Raw genomic sequence first — 19380 nt, forward strand, 5'->3', positions numbered from 1 at the left:
AGGCAGCCTTCACCGCCCCGATTGCAGAGCAGCCGGCATTGGCATTTCCCGATGGCGAGAGGAGCAACATGTCGCGCCCGATCTTCGACCTCACCGGCCGCCGCGCCGTCGTCACCGGCGCCAGCCGCGGCATCGGTCAGACCATCGCCTTGGCCCTGGCCGAAGCGGGCGCCGATGTCGCCGTGACGGCGCGGGCGCTCGGCAATCTCGACGAGACCCGCAGCCTCGTCGAAGCGTCCGGACAGCGCTGCATCGCCCTCGCGCAGGACGTCGCCGACGTCGAGAACTGCAGGGCCGTGATCGGCCAAGCCGCCGAAGCCCTCGGCGGCCTCGACATCCTGGTCAACAATGCCGGCGTCGAGAATGTCCGCCCCTCCCTTGAGGTGGACGAGGCCCTGTGGGACGGCATCGTCTCCACCAATCTCAAGGGCGCCTTCTTCTGCGCGCAGGCCGCCGGCCGGATCATGGCCGGGGCGCAAGGGGGCGCTATCGTCAATCTGTGCTCCCTCACCTCCTTCGTCGGCATTCCCACCGCGGTTCCCTATGGCGCTTCCAAATCCGGCCTGCTCGGCGTCACCCGTGCCCTCGCCGCCGAATGGGCCGGTCATGGCATCCGGGTGAACGCCATCGCGCCCGGCTATTTCCGCACGGCCATGACCGAGGTGTTCTACCAGGACGAAGCCTGGCAGGGGCAGATGCTGGCGAAGATCCCGCAGCGCCGTTTCGGCGAGCAGGCTGATGTCGCAGGCGTCGCGGTGTTCCTGTGCTCGGACGCCTCGGCCTATATCACCGGCCATTGCATCCCGGTCGACGGCGGCTATCTCGCCTCGATCTAGGGAAGCTCGGGAGAATAAGTAAGTTGCTCTGAAGCTGTCATCCCCGGCCGAACCGCTCGCGAGCGCAGCGAGAGAGGGTGAGGGGAAGGGGATCCAGGAGCCATAAAGCCACATCCATCAGCCCCTGGATCCCCTTTCCGGGGTTTTCGCCCCCGCCGGGGATGACGGGCGCACTTGTTGCCTGACTTCTGCTTGGCGCAATCGCCATCTCAACCCCGACCTTCGTGCGCTGCACAATAATTAGCCAGAATGTCAAGCCGGGCAAGAATTGCGCATGTTGCGTTGACCGTATTTGTATGTAGCTGTATAGACAGGTTCATACTGCCGTGAGATCGACCTGCGGGACTGGGCGCGGCGGCTTGGGAAGACAGGGGAACGAAATGGAATCTGCGCCCCTCGGCATCAGCCCCTCCGGCGGAACGAGCCCCTTTGCCGTGTCCGTCAAGGATGTCGCCATGATCTTCGGCGACGTCCATGCGGTCAAAAGCGCCTCCTTCGACCTGCCCAAGGGCAAGTTCCTCACCATTCTCGGCCCCTCCGGCTCGGGCAAGACCACGCTGCTGCGCATGGTGGCCGGCTTCGATGCGCCGAGCAGGGGCGAGATCTTCATCAACGGCCAGCCCGTCAGCGCCGTGCCGGCGCATAAGCGGGCCATCGGCATGGTGTTCCAGAAACTGGCCCTCTTCCCCCACATGACGGCCGCCGAGAACGTCGCCTTCCCCCTCAAGATGCGCCGCCATGACGCCCGCGGCATCGCCGCCAAGGTGGAGCGTTACCTCGAACTGGTGCGCCTGGGCGGCTATGGCGGGCGCCGCATCAACGAATTGTCGGGCGGCCAGCAACAGCGTGTGGCGATCGCCCGCGCCTTGGTGTTCGAGCCCGACCTCCTGCTGCTCGATGAGCCCCTGGCGGCGCTCGACCGCAAGCTGCGTGAGGAGATGCAGCTCGAATTCCGCCGCATCCAGAAGGAGCTCGGGGTCACCACCATCAACGTCACCCACGACCAGCGCGAGGCCCTCGTGGTCTCCGACGAGATCATCGTGATGGATGGCGGCCAGATCCAGCAGAAGGCCCGCCCGCTCGACGCCTACCGGACGCCGGCCAATCCCTTCGTCGCCAATTTCATCGGCGTCACCAATTTCATCGAAGGCGTGGCCGGTGCCGCAAACGGCTACACCCTGACCTTCACCAGCGCGGGACGCAGCCTGGTCGGCATATCAGCCAATCCCGCAGTCCCGCCGGTACCCGGCGAGGCCTGCCAGGGTGCCGTCAGAGCCGAGCAGATCCGGATCGCTTCGAGCGCGGAGAGGCTCCAGGGCCTCGAAACCATCGTGGACGGCGTGGTCGAGGATTCCATCTTCGAGGGCGAGCGCATCGTCTACGAAATACGGGTTTCGCCCCTCGGCGACGCGCTGCTGCGGGTCTTCGATCACGATCCCGTCGCCCACCAGCAATTCGCCCCGGGCGAGACCGTCAGCCTGGGATGGAATGCCAAGGATATGCAAATCTTCAAGAAGTGAATCTTCAAAAAGTGAAAAAGTGACCCGAGAAGGTCCATCCAGAGGAGAACCAGTGATGTCACACGATCAGTTCCTGTCAGCGCAAATCCGCCGGCGTACCCTGCTCGCTTCGATGCTGGCAGCCGGCGCCTCGGCCACTTTTGGCATGGGCCGGGCCATGGCCGACGAGCCCGAAAAGCCCTCCGAACTCATCGTGCGCGCCTGGGGCGGCAGCTGGGTCGACGCCCTGAAGGCGGGTGTCTCGGACAGCTTCACCAAGAAGACCGGCATCGCCGTGCGCCACGATCTGACCGAGGACAACGAGATCCAGCCCAAGCTCTGGGCGGCCGTGGCGCAGAAGCGCACCCCGCCGATCCATGTGAACTGGGACACCACCACCAACGCCACCAAATCGGCGCTGCGCGGCGTGACGGAGGATCTTTCCGACCTGCCGAACCTCAAGAACACCACCGAGCTTGCCAAGCCCGTCGGCCTCGACGGCTATCCGATCGTCAACACCTATGGCTATGTCTATGTGCTGGCCTACAGGCCGTCGGCTTTCCCGAACGGGGCGCCCAAATCCTGGAAGGACCTGCTCGATCCCAAGCTCAAGCGCCGCATCGCGCTCTACAATGACGGCATCGGCTTCCATTTCCCCGCCCAAGTCGCCGGCGGCGGCAAGCTGGAGGACATTCCGGCCAACATGCAGGCCGCCTGGGACTTCATCGCCAAGGTAAAGGAGCAGCAGCCTTTGCTGGGCGAGGATCCCGATTTCACCACCTGGTTCCAGAAGGGCGAGATCGACGCGGCCTGCACCATTTCCACCAATGCACGCGAGGCCAAGAAGAACGGCATCGACCTCGCCTGGGTGGTGCCGGAGGAAGGCGCCAAGTTCGACACGGACGGGCTGTGGATTCCCAAGGGCCTGCCGGAGAACGAGCTCTACTGGGCCAAGCAGTACATCGACCATGCCCTGACCAAGGAAGCCCAGCAGGTCTGGCTCGACGGCCTCGGCCTGCCGGGCGTGGTGCCCGGCCTCACGCCGCCGGCCGATCTCGTCGACAACCCCGCTTATCCGACCAAGGAAGAGGATTTCAAGCACCTCATCCGCATCTCGTCGCGGACGCAGGTGGAGAACGAGAGCAAGTGGTTCGCCAAGTTCAAGGAAATCATGCAGGGCTGAGGCCAAGGCAGCCTTCTCCCCTTGCGGGAGAAGGTCCCGGCAGGGGGATGAGGGGTGTTGGCAGATACCTGCAAGGTTGCGTATCTCCCCTCATCCGTCCCTTCGGGACACCTTCTCCCGCAAGGGGAGAAGGTAGATCCCGCACTACTCGGCTCAGTCGAGAGGCCTGAGTTCGGAACCCGGCCATACCATCAAGGACCCGACAGGATGCGCTCTTCGCGTGCCGCCTATCCCCTGACCTGGCGCATCATGGATGCGCTCGAGCGCCTGGCCGCCCTTGTCTGGCCTTCGAGCTTCCGGGCGGGCCTGCCCTATCTGATGCTGCTGCCCGCGCTCGTGCTGGTTGGCCTGCTCGTGCTCGGCCTCATTCAGATGGGCGATGCCAGCCTGCGCGTCCTCGACACCAGCACCTTCCTGATGTCGGAGACCTATACCCTCGCCAATTACCAGCGCGTGGTGAGCGAAAGCTTCTTCACCACCGTGGCCGGCCGCAGCCTGATGGGCGCCGTCATCGTGACGCTGGCGACCCTGATCCTGGCCTTCCCCTATGCCTATCTGATGGTGCGCACGCCGTCCTCGGGCCTGCGCAAATTCCTGCTGGTCGCGCTGTTCCTGCCCTTCTTCATCGGCCAGGTGGTGCGCGCCTATGGCTGGCTGATCATCCTGGGCAATCAGGGCATGGTCAACGAGGCGCTCGGCCTGGTCGGCGTGGCGCCCATGCGCCTGCTCTACAACTATCCGGCGGTGCTCTTCGGCCTCGTCCAGTACATGCTGCCCTTCGCCGTGCTGATGCTGGCGCCGGCCCTGACGGCGATACCGGCGGAACTGGAAGCCGCCGCCGCCTCGCTCGGTGCGGGCTGGGTGCGGACCTTCCGCCATATCGTCCTGCCCCTCGCCCGTCCGGGCCTCGTGGGCGCCGGCCTCGTCGTCGTCACCCTCTCACTCACCGATTTCGCGGTGCCCGCCATCCTGGGCGGCGGCACGCAGGACTTCATCGCCAACGCCATCTACGACCAGTTCTTCCGCACCTCCGACCAGGGCCTGGGCGCCACGCTCTGCCTGATGCTGGTGGCGGTCGGCTCCCTTCTCGTCGGCGTGGTGTTCATGCTGTTCGGGGCCGGCACGCTCGCCATGAGTGGAGAGCGCAAATGACCGGCAGCACCAGCAAGTCCATCGTGATCTGGGGCTTCGTGATCGCGGCCCTGGTGATGCTGTCGGCGCCGACCATCGTGGTGCTCGGCGCCTCCTTCACCGCGGGCAACATCATCACCTTCCCGCCCGAAGGCCTTTCCCTGCGCTGGTACGGCGCCATCGCCCAGGCGAGCGACCTGCGCCAGGCCTTCCTGCGCTCGTTGATCGTGGCGACGATCTGCACCCTCATCGCCGTGCCGGTCGGCACCCTGGCCGGCATCGCGCTCGCCAAATACAAGGTCCGCTTCGAACGCTCGATCCAGGTCTACCTGCTGCTGCCCTTCACCATCCCGCTGATCGGCTCGGGCATCGGCATGATGCTGGTCTTCGGCAATCTCGGCGTGCTCGGCCGGCTCTGGCCGGTGGGCATCGCCTGCTGCGTGATCAACCTGCCCTTCATGATCTGGGCCGTCACGGCGAGCGCCAGCAATCTCAGCCCGGACCTGGAACTCGCCGCGGCCAATTGCGGCGCGCCGCCCCTGCAGCGCTTCCTCTACATCACCCTGCCCGCGGTGCTGCCGGGGGTGATCACCGGCTCGCTCCTGATGTTCATCCTCGCCCTCAACGAGTTCCTGGTCAGCCTGCTGCTGGTGGATGCCCGCTCCGTCACGCTGCCGGTGCAGATCTACAATTCCATCCGCTCCATCATCACGCCGGACCTCGCTGCCATTTCCGTGGTCTTCATCGCCTGCGCCGGCCTCGCCATCGCCCTGCTCGACCGGCTCGTCGGCCTCGACATTTTCCTCAAATCCAAATGACTTTCCCGGCCCTGCGAGGCCGCGCATCCAGGACAGAACCATGACCTCAGCCCGCTTCTACGACTATGCCAGCCTCAGCGCGGAGGAGAAGGCCGCCCTGCTGCGCCGTTCGGAAACGGACATTTCCAAATTCATCGAGAAGGTCGCGCCGATCCTGGAGGCGGTCAGGACCGAGGGCGACGCCGCGCTGGCCCGCTTCGGCCGGGAGCTGGACAGAGCCAATGTAAGCGAAGCGAACCTCAAGGTCACGCCGGCCGAGTTCGACGCCGCCTTCAAGCAGGTCGATGGCGACGTCATCGAGGCGATCACCTTCGGCATCGACAATATCCGCCGCTTCCATGAGGAGCAGAAGCCCGAGGCGATGTGGCTGAAGGAAATCCGGCCGGGCGCCTATGCCGGCGATCGCTTCACCCCGATCCAGTCGGTCGCCCTCTATGTGCCGCGCGGCAAGGGCTCCTTCCCGTCCGTGACCATGATGACCTCGGTTCCGGCCGTGGTCGCCGGCGTGCCCGACCTCGCCATCGTCACGCCCCCGGCGCCCGACGGCGGAGTCGATGCGGCCACGCTGGTCGCCGCCAGGCTCGCGGGCGTGGAGACCGTCTACAAGGTCGGCGGCGCGCAGGCCGTCGCGGCCGTCACCTATGGCACCGAAACCGTCAAGCCGGCCCTGAAGATCGTCGGCCCCGGCAGTCCCTGGGTGGTCGCCGCCAAGCGCCTCCTCTCCGGCGTCATCGATACCGGCCTGCCGGCAGGCCCCTCCGAGGTGATGATCCTGGCCGACGACAGCGTGCATGGCGGCCTCGCCGCGCTCGACCTGCTGATCGAGGCCGAGCACGGGCCGGATTCCTCGGCCTATCTGGTCACCCATAGCCGCCGGGTCGCCGAAGAGGCGCTCGCCGCTTTGCCCGAGCATTGGGCCCGCATGACCGAGCAGCGCGTCGCCTTCTCCAAGGCCGTGCTGACGGGCAGCACCGGCGGCGTGGTGCTGACCTCCTCCATCGAGGAGAGCTACGCGTTCGTCAACGCCTATGCGCCCGAGCATCTGGAGATCCTGTCCGAGGAACCTTTCATCCATCTCGGCCACATCACCGAGGCTTCCGAAATCCTGATGGGGACCCATACGCCCGTCAGCATCGCCAATTTCTCGCTCGGCCCGAACGCCGTGCTGCCGACCAGCCGCTGGGCCCGGACCTACGGTCCGCTTTCGGTCACCGATTTCGTCAAGCGTTCCTCGATCGGCTATGTCACCGCCCCGGCCTACGCCGAATTTGCCCGCCATTCCCACAAGCTGGCGCTCTATGAGGGCTTTTCCTCCCATGCCAATGCCGTCTCGCCGGTCCGCGAGGCCTATCTGAAGAAGAAGGGTGGCTGAGCAATGAAGGCTGTCCGGCTGCATGATGTCGGGGACTTGCGCGTGGAGGAGGTTGATGCCCCATCTTCCCCATCGCCCGGCCATGTCAATCTCGCGGTCAGGGCCGCCGGCATCTGCGGCTCGGACCTGCACAATTACCGGACCGGCCAGTGGATCACGCGCCGTCCCTCGGTGGCGGGCCACGAGTTCTGCGGCCGCGTGACGGCGATCGGCGAGGGAGTGAGCGGGTTTGCGGTCGGTGATGTCGTCGTCGCCGATTCCAGATTCTGGTGCGGCAATTGCCCCGCCTGTGCCGGAGGACGGCACAATGTCTGCGAGAATCTCGGCTTTGTCGGCGAGGCTTGCGACGGCGGTTTCGCCGATGCCGTGCAATTGCCGGCCCGGCTGCTGGTGCCGCATGCGCCTTCGCTGCCGCCGCGGATCGCCGCCATGGCCGAGCCGCTGGCGGTGGCGCTGCACGCGGTACGACGTCTCGCTGCGCCGCGCGGAGAGCCGGTGCTTGTGGTCGGCTGCGGCACGATCGGAGGCCTATGCGCCCTGCTGCTCGCCCATCTTCATGACGGCCCCATCCTGCTCAGCGATCCCAATAGCGCGCGCGCCGACCTGGTGTCGGTGTTGAGTGGCGGTAGGCGTGTCGGCCTCGTCGCCGAGGACATCGCCGCAGCGCTTGGAGGGCGGCGCCTGCGCCATGCCGTCGATGCGACGGGCCATGTCGGAGCCATCGCCGCGACGCTCGGCCTCCTCGCCGGGGCGGGTGCGCTCTGCCTGGTCGGCATCGGTCATGGCAAGTTCGACCTCGACCCCACCGAGCTGGTCGAACGCGAGATCGCCTTGATCGGCTGCCATGCTTTCGCCGACGACGACCTCGTGCAGGCCGCTTCTCTGCTGGTGGAGCTGCAAGGTGCCCTCGGACAGCTCTGCGAGGTCCTGCCCGGCCTGGACGAGGTGCCGGCCGCCTATGAGCGCCTGCTGGCCGGCCAGAGCAAGAAGCTGAAAACCATTGTCCAGCTCACCGATGAGCCGGCCGCCCTCTTCCCGATTGCATGATTGAACCGGACTTTCCCGATATCAGGCCTTCTCGACAACGCCCCGCAGGAGACAGGACCATGGACGTTCTTTCCGACGCCGCCTCTCCCCTCTACGAGAAGGTCAAGGACTTCGTGCTCGGCAACATCGCCAGCGGTAAATGGGGACGCCAAGGGCGCCTGCCTTCCGAGCACGATCTCGTCGCCGCGCTCGGCGTCTCGCGCATGACCGTGCACCGGGCCTTGCGCGAACTGACGGCACAGGGGCATCTGCGCCGCATTCCGGGCGTCGGCACCTTCGTCGCTCCGCCCAAGCCGCAATCGACGCTCATCGAGATCAGCAACATCGCCACCGAGATCAAGGCCCGCGGCAGCCGGCACCGGGCCGAGGTGGTCCTGCTCGAACGCGTGCATCATCCCACGCCGGAATTGATGATCGCCTTCGAATTCGAGGCGATCAAGCCAGTCGACCATTCCATCGTCATCCATTTCGAAAACGACGTGCCGGTGCAGCTCGAGGAGCGCTACGTCAACATCGACCTGGTCAGTGGCTATCTCGACCAGGACTATACCAATGCGGCGACCTATGACTATCTGCAGCAATCCACGCCCCTGACCGAGGTCGAACAGCTGATCAGCGCCTTGCCGGCGGGAGAGGAAACCGCGCGCCTGCTCCACATCCGCCCCGGCGACAGCTGCCTCGTCCTGCATCGCAAGACCTTCACCGGACCGGTTGTCGCGACGGTGAACACCTTCACCTATGTCGGCAGCCGCTATTCACTGGGCAGCCGCTATCTTCATACGGCGCGTTGATGACCGAACGCCCGCTTGCTCCGCTACCCACGACATTGACCTGTTATTCCCGGCGCCGCCGAAGGCGGCGGGAAGGGAATCCAGGGGCAACGAGATCCACTTCTGGCCCCTGGATTCCCTTCCCCTCGCTTCGCTCGGCCGGGAATGACAGGCTAAATTCTTCGAAAGTCGACGTAATTCCATGCAATTGGTGAACATTCACGACTATCGCGAGGCGGCACGCCGTCGCCTGCCCAAGATCTTCTTCGACTATATCGACGGCGGCTCCTTCGAGGAGGAAACCCTTCGCGCCAACCGCACGGACTTTGCCCGCTGGAGCCTGCGCCAGAACGTGCTGGTGGAGCCGCGCGTACAGGACCTTGGCACGCACTATCTCGGCACGCGCCATCCCCTGCCCTTCATGCTCGGTCCAGTCGGCTTTCTCGGGCTCTATGCCGGCAAAGGCGAGCAAAAGGCCGCCAGGGCCGCGCATGAGGCGGGGATCGCGCTCTGCCTTTCCAACTTCTCCATCGCCTCATTGGCGGATGTGCGGCAGGCGACCAAGGGGCCGCTGCATTTCCAGCTCTATGTGCTCGACGATCGCTCGCTTTGCGACGAGTTCCTGGAAGGCGCCCGGCTGGCTGGCGCGGATACGCTGTTCGTGACCGTCGACACTGCGATCACCGGTATCCGCGAGCGGGACGTCCGCAATGGCTTCCGCTCGCTGACGCGGGTGACGCCGGGTCTGTTCCTCGGCCTCGCCCGTAAGCCGGGCTGGCTCCTCGACGTGGCGGCGCGCGGCATGCCCAGCGTGCGAGCGATCGAGCACCGGCGCGATTTCGGGCGCGGCGCGCTCGAACAGGCCGCCAATCTGTCGCGCCATATCGACAAGACCGTGTCGTGGAAGGACATGGCCTGGCTGCGTGAACGCTGGCAGGGCCGGCTGGTGGTCAAGGGCGTCCTCGCCCCCGAGGATGCGCTGAAGGCCAAGTCGATCGGCATGGACGGCGTGGTGATCTCAAACCATGGCGGGCGGCAGCTCGACGGGGCCTCGAGCACCATCGCGGCCCTACCCGCCATCCGTCAGGCAGTCGGGCCCGACTTCTGCCTGATGCTCGACGGCGGCATTCGCCGCGGAGCCGATATCGTCAAGGCGATCGGACTCGGCGCCGACGGCGTCATGCTCGGCCGTGCCTATACCTATGGCCTGGCCGCCGCCGGCGAGGCCGGGGTCGCCGGCGTGATCGACATCCTCACCCGGGAGGTCTCGATCACCCTGGCGCTGATGGGCGTGGCTTCGATCGACGAGCTGAAATCGCTCGGCACCAAGGCCGTCATCGCGGCCGGCGGATCATAGCCTGCCACCTCACTAAGAAAGGGCGCATCTCGGATCTTGCCGAGAATGACGCGGCTTGACCGGCGCGATCTGAGTTGTGTGAAGTCCGCCCCTCACGTCTCGGCCCCTTCCGCCCGGCGCGCCAGCAGCTTGTCGATGCGGCGGTCGTCCATGTCGACGATCTCGAACACCCAGCCGCCATAGTCGAACTGCTCGCCGACCTCGGGCAGGTGGCCGAGCTGCGAGAGCGCGAAGCCGGCGATGGTGTGGAAATCCCGATCCTGCGGCCTTGTCTGCAGCTGGAGCCGGTCGAAGGCGGCATAGGCCGGCATCATGCCGTCAATCAGTAGCGAACCGTCCTGACGCTCGACGATATCGGGCTCCTCGCCCTCGACCTCGGGGAGGTCGCCGGCCATGGCTTCGAGCAGGTCCGTCTGGGTGACGATGCCTTCGAGGCCGCCATATTCGTCGATGATGAGGGCCAACCGGATCGGGGTCCGCTTGAACTGGTCGAGCACCCGGAAGATCGGCATCGCCTCGTGCACGATCAGCGGCTGGCGCATGACGGCGAGCGGATCGAGCCTCTCCCCGTCCAGTACCCGGTCGAGCAGATCCTGCTTGACGATCATGCCGAGCGGCTCGTCGATATTGCCGCGCCCAACCAGGATGTGGTCGTGCCGGCATTCGCGGATGATGCGCAGCGTCTCCTTCGGATCGTCATCGATATCGACCCAGTCGATCTCGCGTCGCGGCGTCATGATATCGCTGATGCGGCGCCCGCCGATGCTGAGCACGCGCACCATCACCTCTTCCTGCGCATCCTGCAGGATGCCGGCATCCTGGCTGGCCCGGACCAGCAATTTGAGCTCCTCGGGCGAATGCAGCGATTCCTCCCCGGAGCCGGGCCGCAGGCCGAATGCCCGCAGCACCAGATTGCCGAGACCGTTCAGCATCAGGATGGCCGGCCGCAGCAGGAACAGGAACAGGCCCAGCGGCCGGACGATCCATAGCGCCGTGCCCTCGCTGCGCTGCAGGGCCAGGCTCTTGGGCGCGAGCTCGCCGAGGACGATGTGAAGGGCCGTGATGATCACGAAGGCAAGGGCGACGGCAATGGCATGCGAGCCGATGGTAGCGATCCCCGCCGGCAGCCAGCCGAGCAGCGGTTCGATGAGATGGGCGAGCGCCGGCTCGCCGATCCAGCCCAGCGCCAGGGACGAGATGGTGATGCCGAGCTGGGTCGCCGCCAAATTGGCGTCGAGATTGTCGATGGCGCGCAAGAGCGGGCGGGCATTCATCCGCCCCGCCGCGGCAAGCTCGGCCACCCTGCTGCGGCGGACGGCAACGAGCGAGAACTCGGCGGCCACGAAAAAGCCGTTGGCGGCCACGAGAGCAAAGACGGCTAGTACCCTCAACAAGTCCATGACGAGAGCACCGTCGTCGGAACCGGACATCATCTCCCCTTCCGCGCCGGGCGCGGTCCTTTCACAAAACGATCGCTTCTAGCATCGCCGCTCTGAAGCCGGGAGGCAAACCGCTCTTCGTCAAGGCTGTGCGAAACCTCCCGAAAGGGGAAGGCCGCTGGGGTCATGCCCCCGGAAACCCGACTTCAGGCGTGATCCGACAGATCGCGCCTGCTCGGGCAGCTTCGTTGTTGACTTAAACAATCTCCATGATAGCTTTTGGAATGTTATGAAAACATATGAAAGAAAAATACCAACGGCCGGAGGAAACAGCCTGATCCGCTAGCAATCGCTGCCAAAGCCCACTCGCCTTGCCTGAATTTGGATGAAGCTTGCGCATTTCACCAATGCTGCGGCGCGGGGTGTGCTTGTCCTCGCGACAGCCGGGCCAGGCCATCGATTTGCAGCCCATCGAGATGTCGAACACGACACCACAAGGAGGAGGAAACCATGCGAGCTCTCAAAACACTGTGTCTCGGCGCAGCGGCGGCGTTCATCGCCGGCCTGCCCGCACAGGCCGAAACCAAGCTCACCATCGCCACCGTCAACAACAACGACATGGTGGTGATGCAGAAGCTGTCGAAGGATTTCGAGGCCAAGAACCCCGACATCAAGCTGAACTGGGTGGTGCTGGAGGAAAATACGCTGCGCCAGCGCCTGACCACCGATATCGCCACCAAGGGCGGCCAATACGACATCATGACCATCGGCCTGTTCGAGGCGCCGATGTGGGGCGAGCGCAACTGGCTGACGGCGTTCGACAACGTACCGGCCGACTACAAGCTCGATGACGTGCTCAAATCGGTACGGGACGGACTTTCCTATAATGGCAAGCTCTATGCCCTGCCCTTCTATGCCGAAAGCCAGATGACCTTCTATCGCAAGGATCTGTTCGACAAGGCCGGCCTGACCATGCCCGAACAGCCGACCTGGAAGGACATCGACGGCTTCGCTGCTAAGATCCACGATCCCGACCATGGGGTCTACGGCATCTGCCTGCGCGGCAAGCCCGGCTGGGGCGAGAATATCGGCCAGATCACCCCGGTCGCCAATTCCTATGGCGCGCGCTGGTTCGACATGGAATGGAAGCCGCAATTCGATACGCCGGCCTGGAAGGAAGGCCTGACCGTCTATGTCGACCTCCTGAAGAAATACGGTCCGCCCGGCGCCGCTTCCAACGGCTACAACGAGAATCTCGCCCTGTTCGCCAGCGGCAAATGCGGCATGTGGGTGGATGCCACCGTCTCGGCCGGCTTCCTCAACGATCCCAAGCAGAGCAGCGTCGTCGGCAAGCTCGGCTACGCCCATCCGCCCTATGGCAAGTTCAACAAGGGCAACCACTATCTGTGGTCCTGGGCCCTGGCGGTGCCGGCTTCCTCCAAGGCGCCGGACGCAGCCAAGAAGTTCATCTACTGGGCGACTTCGCCCGACTACATCAAGCTGGTCGCCGACTATTCCGGCATCGTCACCGTGCCGCCGGGCACCCGCCAGTCGACCTATGACAATGCCGACTACATCAAGGCCGCGCCTTTCGCCAAGCTGACGCTGGATACGATCCAGACCGCCAACATGACGGACGCCACCCAGGAGAAGGTGCCCTATCGCGGCATCTCCTTCGTCGGCATTCCCGAGTTCCAGAGCATCGGCACTGCCGTCGGCCAGGAATTCGCCGCCGTCATCGCCGGCAAGAAGACGGTCGACCAGGGCCTTGCAGCCGCCCAGTCGCTGACCCAGCGCGCCATGCGCCAGGCCGGCTACCCCAAGAAATAGGGCAACAGCAAGACGCTGATGCGGTTCACTTAAGTATCTTCAAGGTTGCACGATGCTTGTCATCCCCGGCGCCGCCGCAGGCGGCGGGAAGGGGATCCAGGGGCCGTAAATACGATCTTCGGCCCTTGGATTCCACTCACAAGCAAAGCTTGTGAGGATACCTCGCCCTCTCTCGCTTCGCTCGCGAGAAGCTCGGCCAGGAATGACGGTGCGCTTATTCTTGAACGGTCCCCAAGTGAACCGCATTGGCGCAACACACAGGCTTGCCGGGGCGATCCCGCCCCGCTCCGTGCCAAGATGCGTTTTCTCTCCCGGAACGCATCTTCGGCGGCGCGATCCCGGTCCTGCCTGATCGAGATCGCGCCGCCTACTCCCGGAAAGCGACTTGTTCGAGCCGAAACGCTTGCCCGCTCTCCCCTGTTTCGACGCGTCCTTGCGCTGCCGCCGATGCCGGCAGATCGCAGAACGCCCTGGGATCGATCCGAAAGGAGCTCCATGGCCGTCGCCTTGTTCGCCCGCCATCGCGGCGTCGGAGTTGACACGCGTCCCCTGCTGGCGCCGTCCGTTCTGTTGCTGTTCGTCTGGATGATCGTGCCACTGGCCCTCACGATCTACCTGTCGTTCCAGCGCTACAATCTGAACTATCTCGACCAGACCGGTTTCGCCGGCTTCGACAATTACCGCTATCTCATCGAGGATCCCGGGCTGACCAACGCCATCCTCAACACGGTCATCCTGGTGGTGAGCGTGCTGGCAATCACGGTCGTGGTCGGCATCATCGGTGCCATCCTGCTCGACCAGCCGGTATTCGGACGCGGGCTCGCCCGGCTCTTGTGCATTGCGCCCTTCTTCATCATGCCCACGGTCAGCGCCCTGGTGTGGAAGAACCTCCTGATGCATCCGGTGAACGGGCTGTTCGCCTGGATCTCGCGCTCCCTCGGGCTGCCCGTCATCGACTGGTTCTCGGACTACCCGCTCGCATCGGTGATCATCATCGTGGCCTGGCAATGGATCCCCTTCGCGCTCCTGATCCTGCTGACCTCGCTGCAATCGCTCGACCGCGAGCAGATCGAGGCGGCCCGCATGGACGGCGCCAACGGCCTGCGGCTTTTCGCGCATATCATGTTGCCGCATCTCTACAGGGCCATCACCATCGTGGTGATGATCGAGACGATCTTCCTGCTCTCGATCTTCGCCGAGATCCTGGTCACCACCGCTGGCGGCCCGGGCGATGCTTCCACCACCCTGCCCTATCTCATCTACAAGACCGCCCTGCTCGATTCCGACATCGGGGGTGCCTCGGCCGGCGGCATGCTCGCCGTGGTTCTCGCCAATCTCGTCGCCGTCTTCCTCATGCGCACGATTTCCCACACGCTGGAGGACTGACCGATGGCCGTCTCGCTCACCCGCCGCATCGTCGTCAGCCTGCTATGCTGGCTCATGACGCTGGTGCTGTTCTTCCCCATCCTGTGGATGATGATCACGGCCTTCAAGACCGAGCAGCAAGCGATCGCCACGCCCCCGATCCTGTTCTTCCAGCCCAGCCTGCACAATTTCGAGGAGATCCTGGAGAGCGCCGACTACCTCCACTTCTTCGCCAACAGCGTGATCGTCTCGGTCGGCTCGACGGTGCTCGGCATCGTCGTCGGCCTGCCGGCGGCCTATGCGCTCGCCTTCTTCCCCGGGCGGCGCGCCAAGGACCTGATGATGTGGATGCTCTCCACCAAGATGATGCCGGCCGTGGGCGTGCTCGTGCCGATCTATCTGCTGTTCCAATGGGCCGGGCTCCTGGATTCGCTGCTTGGGCTGACCGGCCTCTACATGCTGATCAACCTGCCGATCATCGTGTGGATGCTCTTCACCTTCTTCCGCGACGTGCCCAAGGAGATCCTGGAGGCCGCACGCATGGACGGCGCCGGTCCCCTCAAGCAGTTCGTGTGGATGCTCTTGCCGATGACCATGCCCGGCATCGCCTCCACCGCCCTGCTCGCCATCATCCTGTCCTGGAACGAGGCGTTCTGGAGCATCAACCTCACGGTGACGCAGGCGACACCCCTCACCGCCTTCATCGCCCGCTTCTCCAGCCCCGAGGGCCTGTTCTGGGCCAAGCTTTCCGCCGCCTCGCTGATGGCAATCGGCCCCATCCTGATCTTCGGCTGGCTGACGCAGCGCCAGCTCGTCCGAGGTCTCACCTTCGGCGCCGTCAAGTGACGGCGCGACAATCCACCTGGAGGATATTGCAGCGATGTATTTGAAGAAATTCGACCTGTCAGGCCAGACGGCCTTCATCACCGGCGGCGGCCGCGGCATCGGACTCGCCAGCGCCGAGGCGCTGCTGGAGGCCGGCGCCAAGGTGGTGATCTCCGATCTCGACCCGACCGTGCTCGCCAGCGGCCGGGAGGCCCTCGCCGCCAAGGGCTGGACCGTCGATGCCGTCGCGCTCGACGTCACCGATGCCGATGCCGTCGGCCGAGCCGCGCGCGAGGCCAATGAACGCCATGGCGGCATCGACATCCTGATCGCCAATGCCGGCATCGCCTGGCCCGACACCGGCGGCGAGGACATGACCGACGAGGTCTGGCGCAAGGTGATCGATGTCGACCTCAATGGCTGCTACTGGAGCTGCCGCGAATTCGGCCGGGCCATGCTGCAGCGTGGCAAGGGCTCGATCGTCACGCTGGGCTCGATGTCCGGCCTCATCTCCAACAAGCCCCAGCGCCAGGTCCACTACAACGCCGCCAAGGCCGGCGTGCACCACATGACCAAGTCGCTGGCCGGCGAATGGGCGCCCCACGGCGTGCGCGTCAATGCCGTGGCGCCGACCTATGTCGACACGCCGATGTCGCGCGGCGGCTTCGACAAGCCGGAGCTGTTCCCGGTGTGGATGGAGATGACGCCGATGAAGCGCGTTGCCCGCGCCGACGAGATCGCCTCGGCCATCCTGTTCCTGGCCAGCGATGCCGCAAGCGCCATGACGGGCGCGGTCGTCGTCGTCGACTGCGGCTACACCATCTGGTAGCCCGATCTCGCCTCCATCGGGAGTGCTGTTCCCCCGCTCCCGGTGGACGCGATGCCCCCTGTTTTCGGAAGACCCTCGTCTCCGCCGTCAAGCCTTGCCCGCAACCAGCTTCACGCCGATGCGATCAGCCAGCGCGGTCAACTCGGTGAGAGCATCGCCTGAGCCGAGAAGGACACGCTGCCCGCCTACCGGGACCAGGACGTCGCCGGGCAAACGATCGCCGAACAGGACGAGGGCGAGGGCCCGGTCGTCCTGCCGGGAAACCCAGCACAGGCCCTGCACATCGGGCAGCGCCGCATGGAAGGCTGCGGCCCAGGCGCGTGTGCCGGGATAGCGGTCCTTCTCCGTATCGATGAGTTGGGTCCGGCGCAGGCCGAGGCGGCGCAGGGCCGTGGCGCTGAGATCGACGAGCAGGAGATCCTGCCGGGGCTCGAGCCGGGAATGCACCTGGCCGGCCAGCCTGGCCTTGTCGAGCGTCTTCAGGCGCACGGTGAAGGGCACGTCGTGAAAGACGGTTTCCATGGCGGCGCATTCGAAGGAGGTACCGCCATAGAGGGTGGGGATCGGCCCGCCCTCCCTGTCCTTGATCGGGCTGAAGCGGGCATTGCCGACAAGGCCCGGATTGAACTGGGCGGCCCCATATCTGTCGAGATGGATACGGTGGATGACCTGGCCCTTTGGCCAGGTCATCATAGCCGTCTTGGCGGCGAGCTGGGATGGTGGCGCGGGTGTCGCAGGGCGTGCCTTGGCAAGCCTCAGCGCGCCCCTAACCATGCAGCACGCCCTCCATTTCGTCGCGGGCCGCGGCGATGACCCGATCGGGTTCGCGCAGCAGCAGGTCCAGGGGACGCTCCCCGCCCAGATAGCTGTTGTCGGAGGCGAACCAATAGGCCGCGCCCCAGCCATCCTTGGCCTGGCCGAAGATCTTCAGAACCTCGCCCAGCGGCTTGGCCGGACGATATCCGGTCGAAGGATCCAGGCCGTAGCCGGGGAAATAGTCGACACCCTGGTGGCGGATGGCGAAGATCTGCCCGTCCTTCTTCCACTTGTTGGGCTGGGCGCTGGGATTGGTCGCGCTGAACCCAGCCACCTCGGCGACCTGGGCGGCGGTGAGCCACTCGCCCTCTTCCAGCACGGCCTTGCGGGCCTCGGCCGTCATCCGGGCTTCGGCGAGCATATGCTGGGGCAAGGGCACCTGGGGCACCAGGGCCTCGATGATCGACTGCAGCGCAGCCTTCTCGCGCCGGGCCACGATCGCCCCGACCAGGGGAGCAATCGCCTCGAACGTGTGGGCGAGCACCTTCGCCGCCGGAGAGCTGACCTGGTCCAGGGTCACGGCGATGACCTGCGTGCCCTTGGCACCGAGATGGCCGAGGCCATCGCGTACCTCTTCCGGGGTCCCGGTGATGGTGGTGACCCCCGACAATGTCTTGAGCGCCTGGGACGCCGTCATGTCACGCCCTCCAAAATTTGAAATGATCATGGTTATCTATATAGCATGATAACCCATATCATCAAGAAGGCCGGGCCAGAACGGCGGATCATGCCGGGCTGCCGGCACGCCACGGTTTTCCCAAAGCAGCGTTTCGGAAAATGCGAATTCCCGTCCATGCGGCGTGTCGCTAGGCTTCGAACATCGCAGCAGAGCCGCTTCCGGGATTTGCCCAATGGCATGGACACAGCCTATCCAGCATGAGCAATGGCAGCCTGCCGGCCAAGGCGGCCTGCGCCATGTCGCCGAGGGCCTGCCGGCCGGCGACCCCGATCGCGGCGCGGTCCTGCTGCTGGGCAATTTCGACGGCTTCCATCGCGGCCACCAGGCCCTGCTCGATGCTGCCGGGATCATTGCCGGCGAGGACCTGCCCTTGGCCGTGATGTCCTGCGAGCCTCACCCGCGCAGCTTCTTCTGCGTGGCGGATTCGCCTTTCCGCCTGACCACGCCTACCACCAAGGCTCATCGCTTCGGCGTGCTGGGGCTCGATTATGTCTTCTCACCGACCTTCGACGCCGCCTTCGCCTCGCTGACACCGGCCGAATTTGCCCATGACATCCTCAAGCGGGGCCTCGGCGTCAGCCACGTCGTCACCGGCGACGATTTCCGCTTCGGCCGTTCGCGGGCGGGGGACGTCCGCCTGCTGGTGCATCTCGGCCGCTCCCTCGGCTTCGGCGTGACCCGAGTCCCCGAAGTCAGTGCCGACGCCCGGCGCTGCTCCTCCAGCCAGGTCCGCGCTTTTCTGCGCGCCGGCGACATCCAGGCCGCCAACGCCATGCTCGGTTCTGCCTGGACGGCGGAAACCGTCGCTTCCGGTGGCCAACTCGCCCTTGCGCCGATGCTCTGCCGCCCGCCCGCCGGTCTCTATCTGTGCTGGACCGACAGCGGCGCCCGGCAGCTCCATCTGAGCGCCGACGGCATGATCACGGCGGATCGAGGAGCAGTACCGGCACCGGGCCTCCTTCGCTTTCTCGACCGGCTGGCCTGATCGGCCCCGCCGCCGAGACCCACGCAGCACCGAAAACCGGACCATCATGGCCATCGAACATCTTGCCCGCACCGCCTACGCGACATTGCCCTGGAAGAACGGGCGCGGGGAAACCGACGAGATCTATCTTTCGCCGCAAGGCGGCTCTCGCGATGATTTCGAGGTACGGATCAGCAGCGCGCCGATCCTCGAGGACGGCGCCTTCTCCAGCTTTCCCGGCGCCGAGCGGGTGATCACCCTGATCGAGGGCGAGGAGCTGGAGCTCGATTTCGGGCAATCCAAGCACCGCCTTCTGCCCTTCGCGCCGTTCCGCTTCGATACCGGCCTCTTCCCCGTTGGCCGGCCGGTCAAGGGACCGGTGCGGGTCTTCAACGTGATGGCAAGCCGCCAGCACTGGCACCATGTCGGGCAGCAGGTGCTGGCCGGCTCCGACAGCCATGCGGTCCCGCCCGGCGATCTCGTCGTCATCTTCGCCATCAGCGACAGTTGGAACCTCGACACCACCACCCGGGGTGCCCTTCGCCTGGCGGAGCGCGACACGGTGGTACTGAGGCGAGAGGCGGCAGCGCTCCTCGCATCGGATGGCGACAGAAAGGCACGCGCCCTCGTCCTGCGCCTGCGCTCGGCCATAGCCTTTGAGGAAGGCCTGTAATACCGAC

At 65.3% G+C, this 19380-nt stretch carries 18 protein-coding genes; 15 read left to right on the forward strand and 3 right to left on the reverse strand.

All coding sequences use genetic code 11. From position 1 onward, the window contains the following. Nucleotides 1-68: 68 nt before the first annotated feature. From ACTJKX_RS20325 to ACTJKX_RS20365, 9 genes are all read left to right on the forward strand, one after another. On the forward strand, nucleotides 69-836 hold the full coding sequence (locus ACTJKX_RS20325) for an SDR family NAD(P)-dependent oxidoreductase (RefSeq protein ID WP_440726304.1): 768 nt from the start codon (nucleotides 69-71) through the stop codon (nucleotides 834-836). Nucleotides 837-1216: 380 nt separating this feature from the next. Then, a complete protein-coding gene (locus tag ACTJKX_RS20330) occupies nucleotides 1217-2356 on the forward strand; it encodes an ABC transporter ATP-binding protein (protein WP_440726305.1) in 1140 nt (379 codons plus the stop codon). A 55-nt stretch (nucleotides 2357-2411) separates the two neighbouring features. Then, nucleotides 2412-3518 carry an ABC transporter substrate-binding protein gene (locus tag ACTJKX_RS20335; RefSeq protein WP_394313289.1) on the forward strand — a complete coding sequence of 369 codons (1107 nt, stop codon included), beginning with the start codon at nucleotides 2412-2414 and terminating at the stop codon, nucleotides 3516-3518. A gap of 207 nt (nucleotides 3519-3725) precedes the next feature. Further along, on the forward strand, nucleotides 3726-4670 hold the full coding sequence (locus ACTJKX_RS20340) for an ABC transporter permease (RefSeq protein ID WP_440726306.1): 945 nt from the start codon (nucleotides 3726-3728) through the stop codon (nucleotides 4668-4670). After that, nucleotides 4667-5467 (forward strand): ABC transporter permease, encoded by an 801-nt coding sequence (locus ACTJKX_RS20345; RefSeq protein WP_440726307.1) that lies wholly within the window; start codon nucleotides 4667-4669, stop codon nucleotides 5465-5467. Before ACTJKX_RS20340 ends, ACTJKX_RS20345 begins: the two co-directional genes overlap by 4 nt. Before the next feature lie 40 nt (nucleotides 5468-5507). Further along, the gene (gene hisD, locus ACTJKX_RS20350; protein ID WP_440726308.1) at nucleotides 5508-6839 is read left to right on the forward strand and encodes a histidinol dehydrogenase; all 1332 of its coding nucleotides are present in this window, start codon (nucleotides 5508-5510) and stop codon (nucleotides 6837-6839) included. A gap of 3 nt (nucleotides 6840-6842) precedes the next feature. Then, the gene (locus ACTJKX_RS20355; RefSeq protein WP_440726309.1) at nucleotides 6843-7886 is read left to right on the forward strand and encodes a zinc-dependent alcohol dehydrogenase; all 1044 of its coding nucleotides are present in this window, start codon (nucleotides 6843-6845) and stop codon (nucleotides 7884-7886) included. A gap of 59 nt (nucleotides 7887-7945) precedes the next feature. Then, entirely contained in the window at nucleotides 7946-8677 is a 732-nt protein-coding gene (hutC, locus tag ACTJKX_RS20360; RefSeq protein ID WP_068289110.1) for a histidine utilization repressor, read from the forward strand. Nucleotides 8678-8858: 181 nt separating this feature from the next. Next, nucleotides 8859-10013: an alpha-hydroxy acid oxidase gene (locus ACTJKX_RS20365; protein WP_440726310.1), complete on the forward strand. Its 1155-nt coding sequence runs from the start codon at nucleotides 8859-8861 to the stop codon at nucleotides 10011-10013. 92 nt (nucleotides 10014-10105) lie between these two features. Here ACTJKX_RS20365 and ACTJKX_RS20370 read toward each other — a convergent pair whose 3' ends face one another. Next, the gene (locus tag ACTJKX_RS20370; RefSeq protein WP_440726367.1) at nucleotides 10106-11443 is read right to left on the reverse strand and encodes a hemolysin family protein; all 1338 of its coding nucleotides are present in this window, start codon (nucleotides 11441-11443) and stop codon (nucleotides 10106-10108) included. Nucleotides 11444-11902: 459 nt separating this feature from the next. Between ACTJKX_RS20370 and ACTJKX_RS20375 the strand changes: the two genes are divergently transcribed. The 4 genes from ACTJKX_RS20375 (at nucleotide 11903) to ACTJKX_RS20390 (ending at nucleotide 16241) form a co-directional block, all read left to right on the forward strand. Beyond that, nucleotides 11903-13222 (forward strand): ABC transporter substrate-binding protein, encoded by a 1320-nt coding sequence (locus ACTJKX_RS20375; RefSeq protein ID WP_068289116.1) that lies wholly within the window; start codon nucleotides 11903-11905, stop codon nucleotides 13220-13222. Between the two features lie 495 nt (nucleotides 13223-13717). Next, nucleotides 13718-14608, forward strand: coding sequence for a carbohydrate ABC transporter permease (locus tag ACTJKX_RS20380; protein ID WP_311942086.1), 891 nt, complete (start codon nucleotides 13718-13720; stop codon nucleotides 14606-14608). A 3-nt stretch (nucleotides 14609-14611) separates the two neighbouring features. Further along, a complete protein-coding gene (locus ACTJKX_RS20385; RefSeq protein ID WP_440726311.1) occupies nucleotides 14612-15433 on the forward strand; it encodes a carbohydrate ABC transporter permease in 822 nt (273 codons plus the stop codon). Between the two features lie 34 nt (nucleotides 15434-15467). Further along, complete coding sequence (locus ACTJKX_RS20390) at nucleotides 15468-16241, forward strand: SDR family NAD(P)-dependent oxidoreductase (RefSeq protein ID WP_394313301.1); 774 nt, start codon at nucleotides 15468-15470, stop codon at nucleotides 16239-16241. Between the two features lie 87 nt (nucleotides 16242-16328). On the opposite strand, the gene ACTJKX_RS20395 is transcribed toward ACTJKX_RS20390, so the two are convergent. Both ACTJKX_RS20395 and ACTJKX_RS20400 read right to left on the reverse strand, forming a co-directional pair. Then, nucleotides 16329-17015: an RES family NAD+ phosphorylase gene (locus ACTJKX_RS20395; protein WP_394313302.1), complete on the reverse strand. Its 687-nt coding sequence runs from the start codon at nucleotides 17013-17015 to the stop codon at nucleotides 16329-16331. Then, nucleotides 17008-17694, reverse strand: a complete 687-nt coding sequence (locus tag ACTJKX_RS20400) for a hypothetical protein (RefSeq protein WP_311942074.1) — start codon at nucleotides 17692-17694, stop codon at nucleotides 17008-17010. The genes ACTJKX_RS20395 and ACTJKX_RS20400 overlap by 8 nt, the downstream gene beginning before the upstream one ends. 214 nt (nucleotides 17695-17908) lie before the next feature. Between ACTJKX_RS20400 and ACTJKX_RS20405 the strand changes: the two genes are divergently transcribed. Beyond that, nucleotides 17909-18721 (forward strand): hypothetical protein, encoded by an 813-nt coding sequence (locus tag ACTJKX_RS20405; RefSeq protein ID WP_440726312.1) that lies wholly within the window; start codon nucleotides 17909-17911, stop codon nucleotides 18719-18721. A gap of 46 nt (nucleotides 18722-18767) precedes the next feature. Then, entirely contained in the window at nucleotides 18768-19373 is a 606-nt protein-coding gene (locus ACTJKX_RS20410) for a HutD/Ves family protein (RefSeq protein WP_440726313.1), read from the forward strand. Nucleotides 19374-19380: the final 7 nt, after the last annotated feature.

Origin of the sequence: Labrys sp. 22185, assembly GCF_052045555.1 — a bacterium.
GTDB lineage: Bacteria > Pseudomonadota > Alphaproteobacteria > Rhizobiales > Labraceae > Labrys > Labrys neptuniae.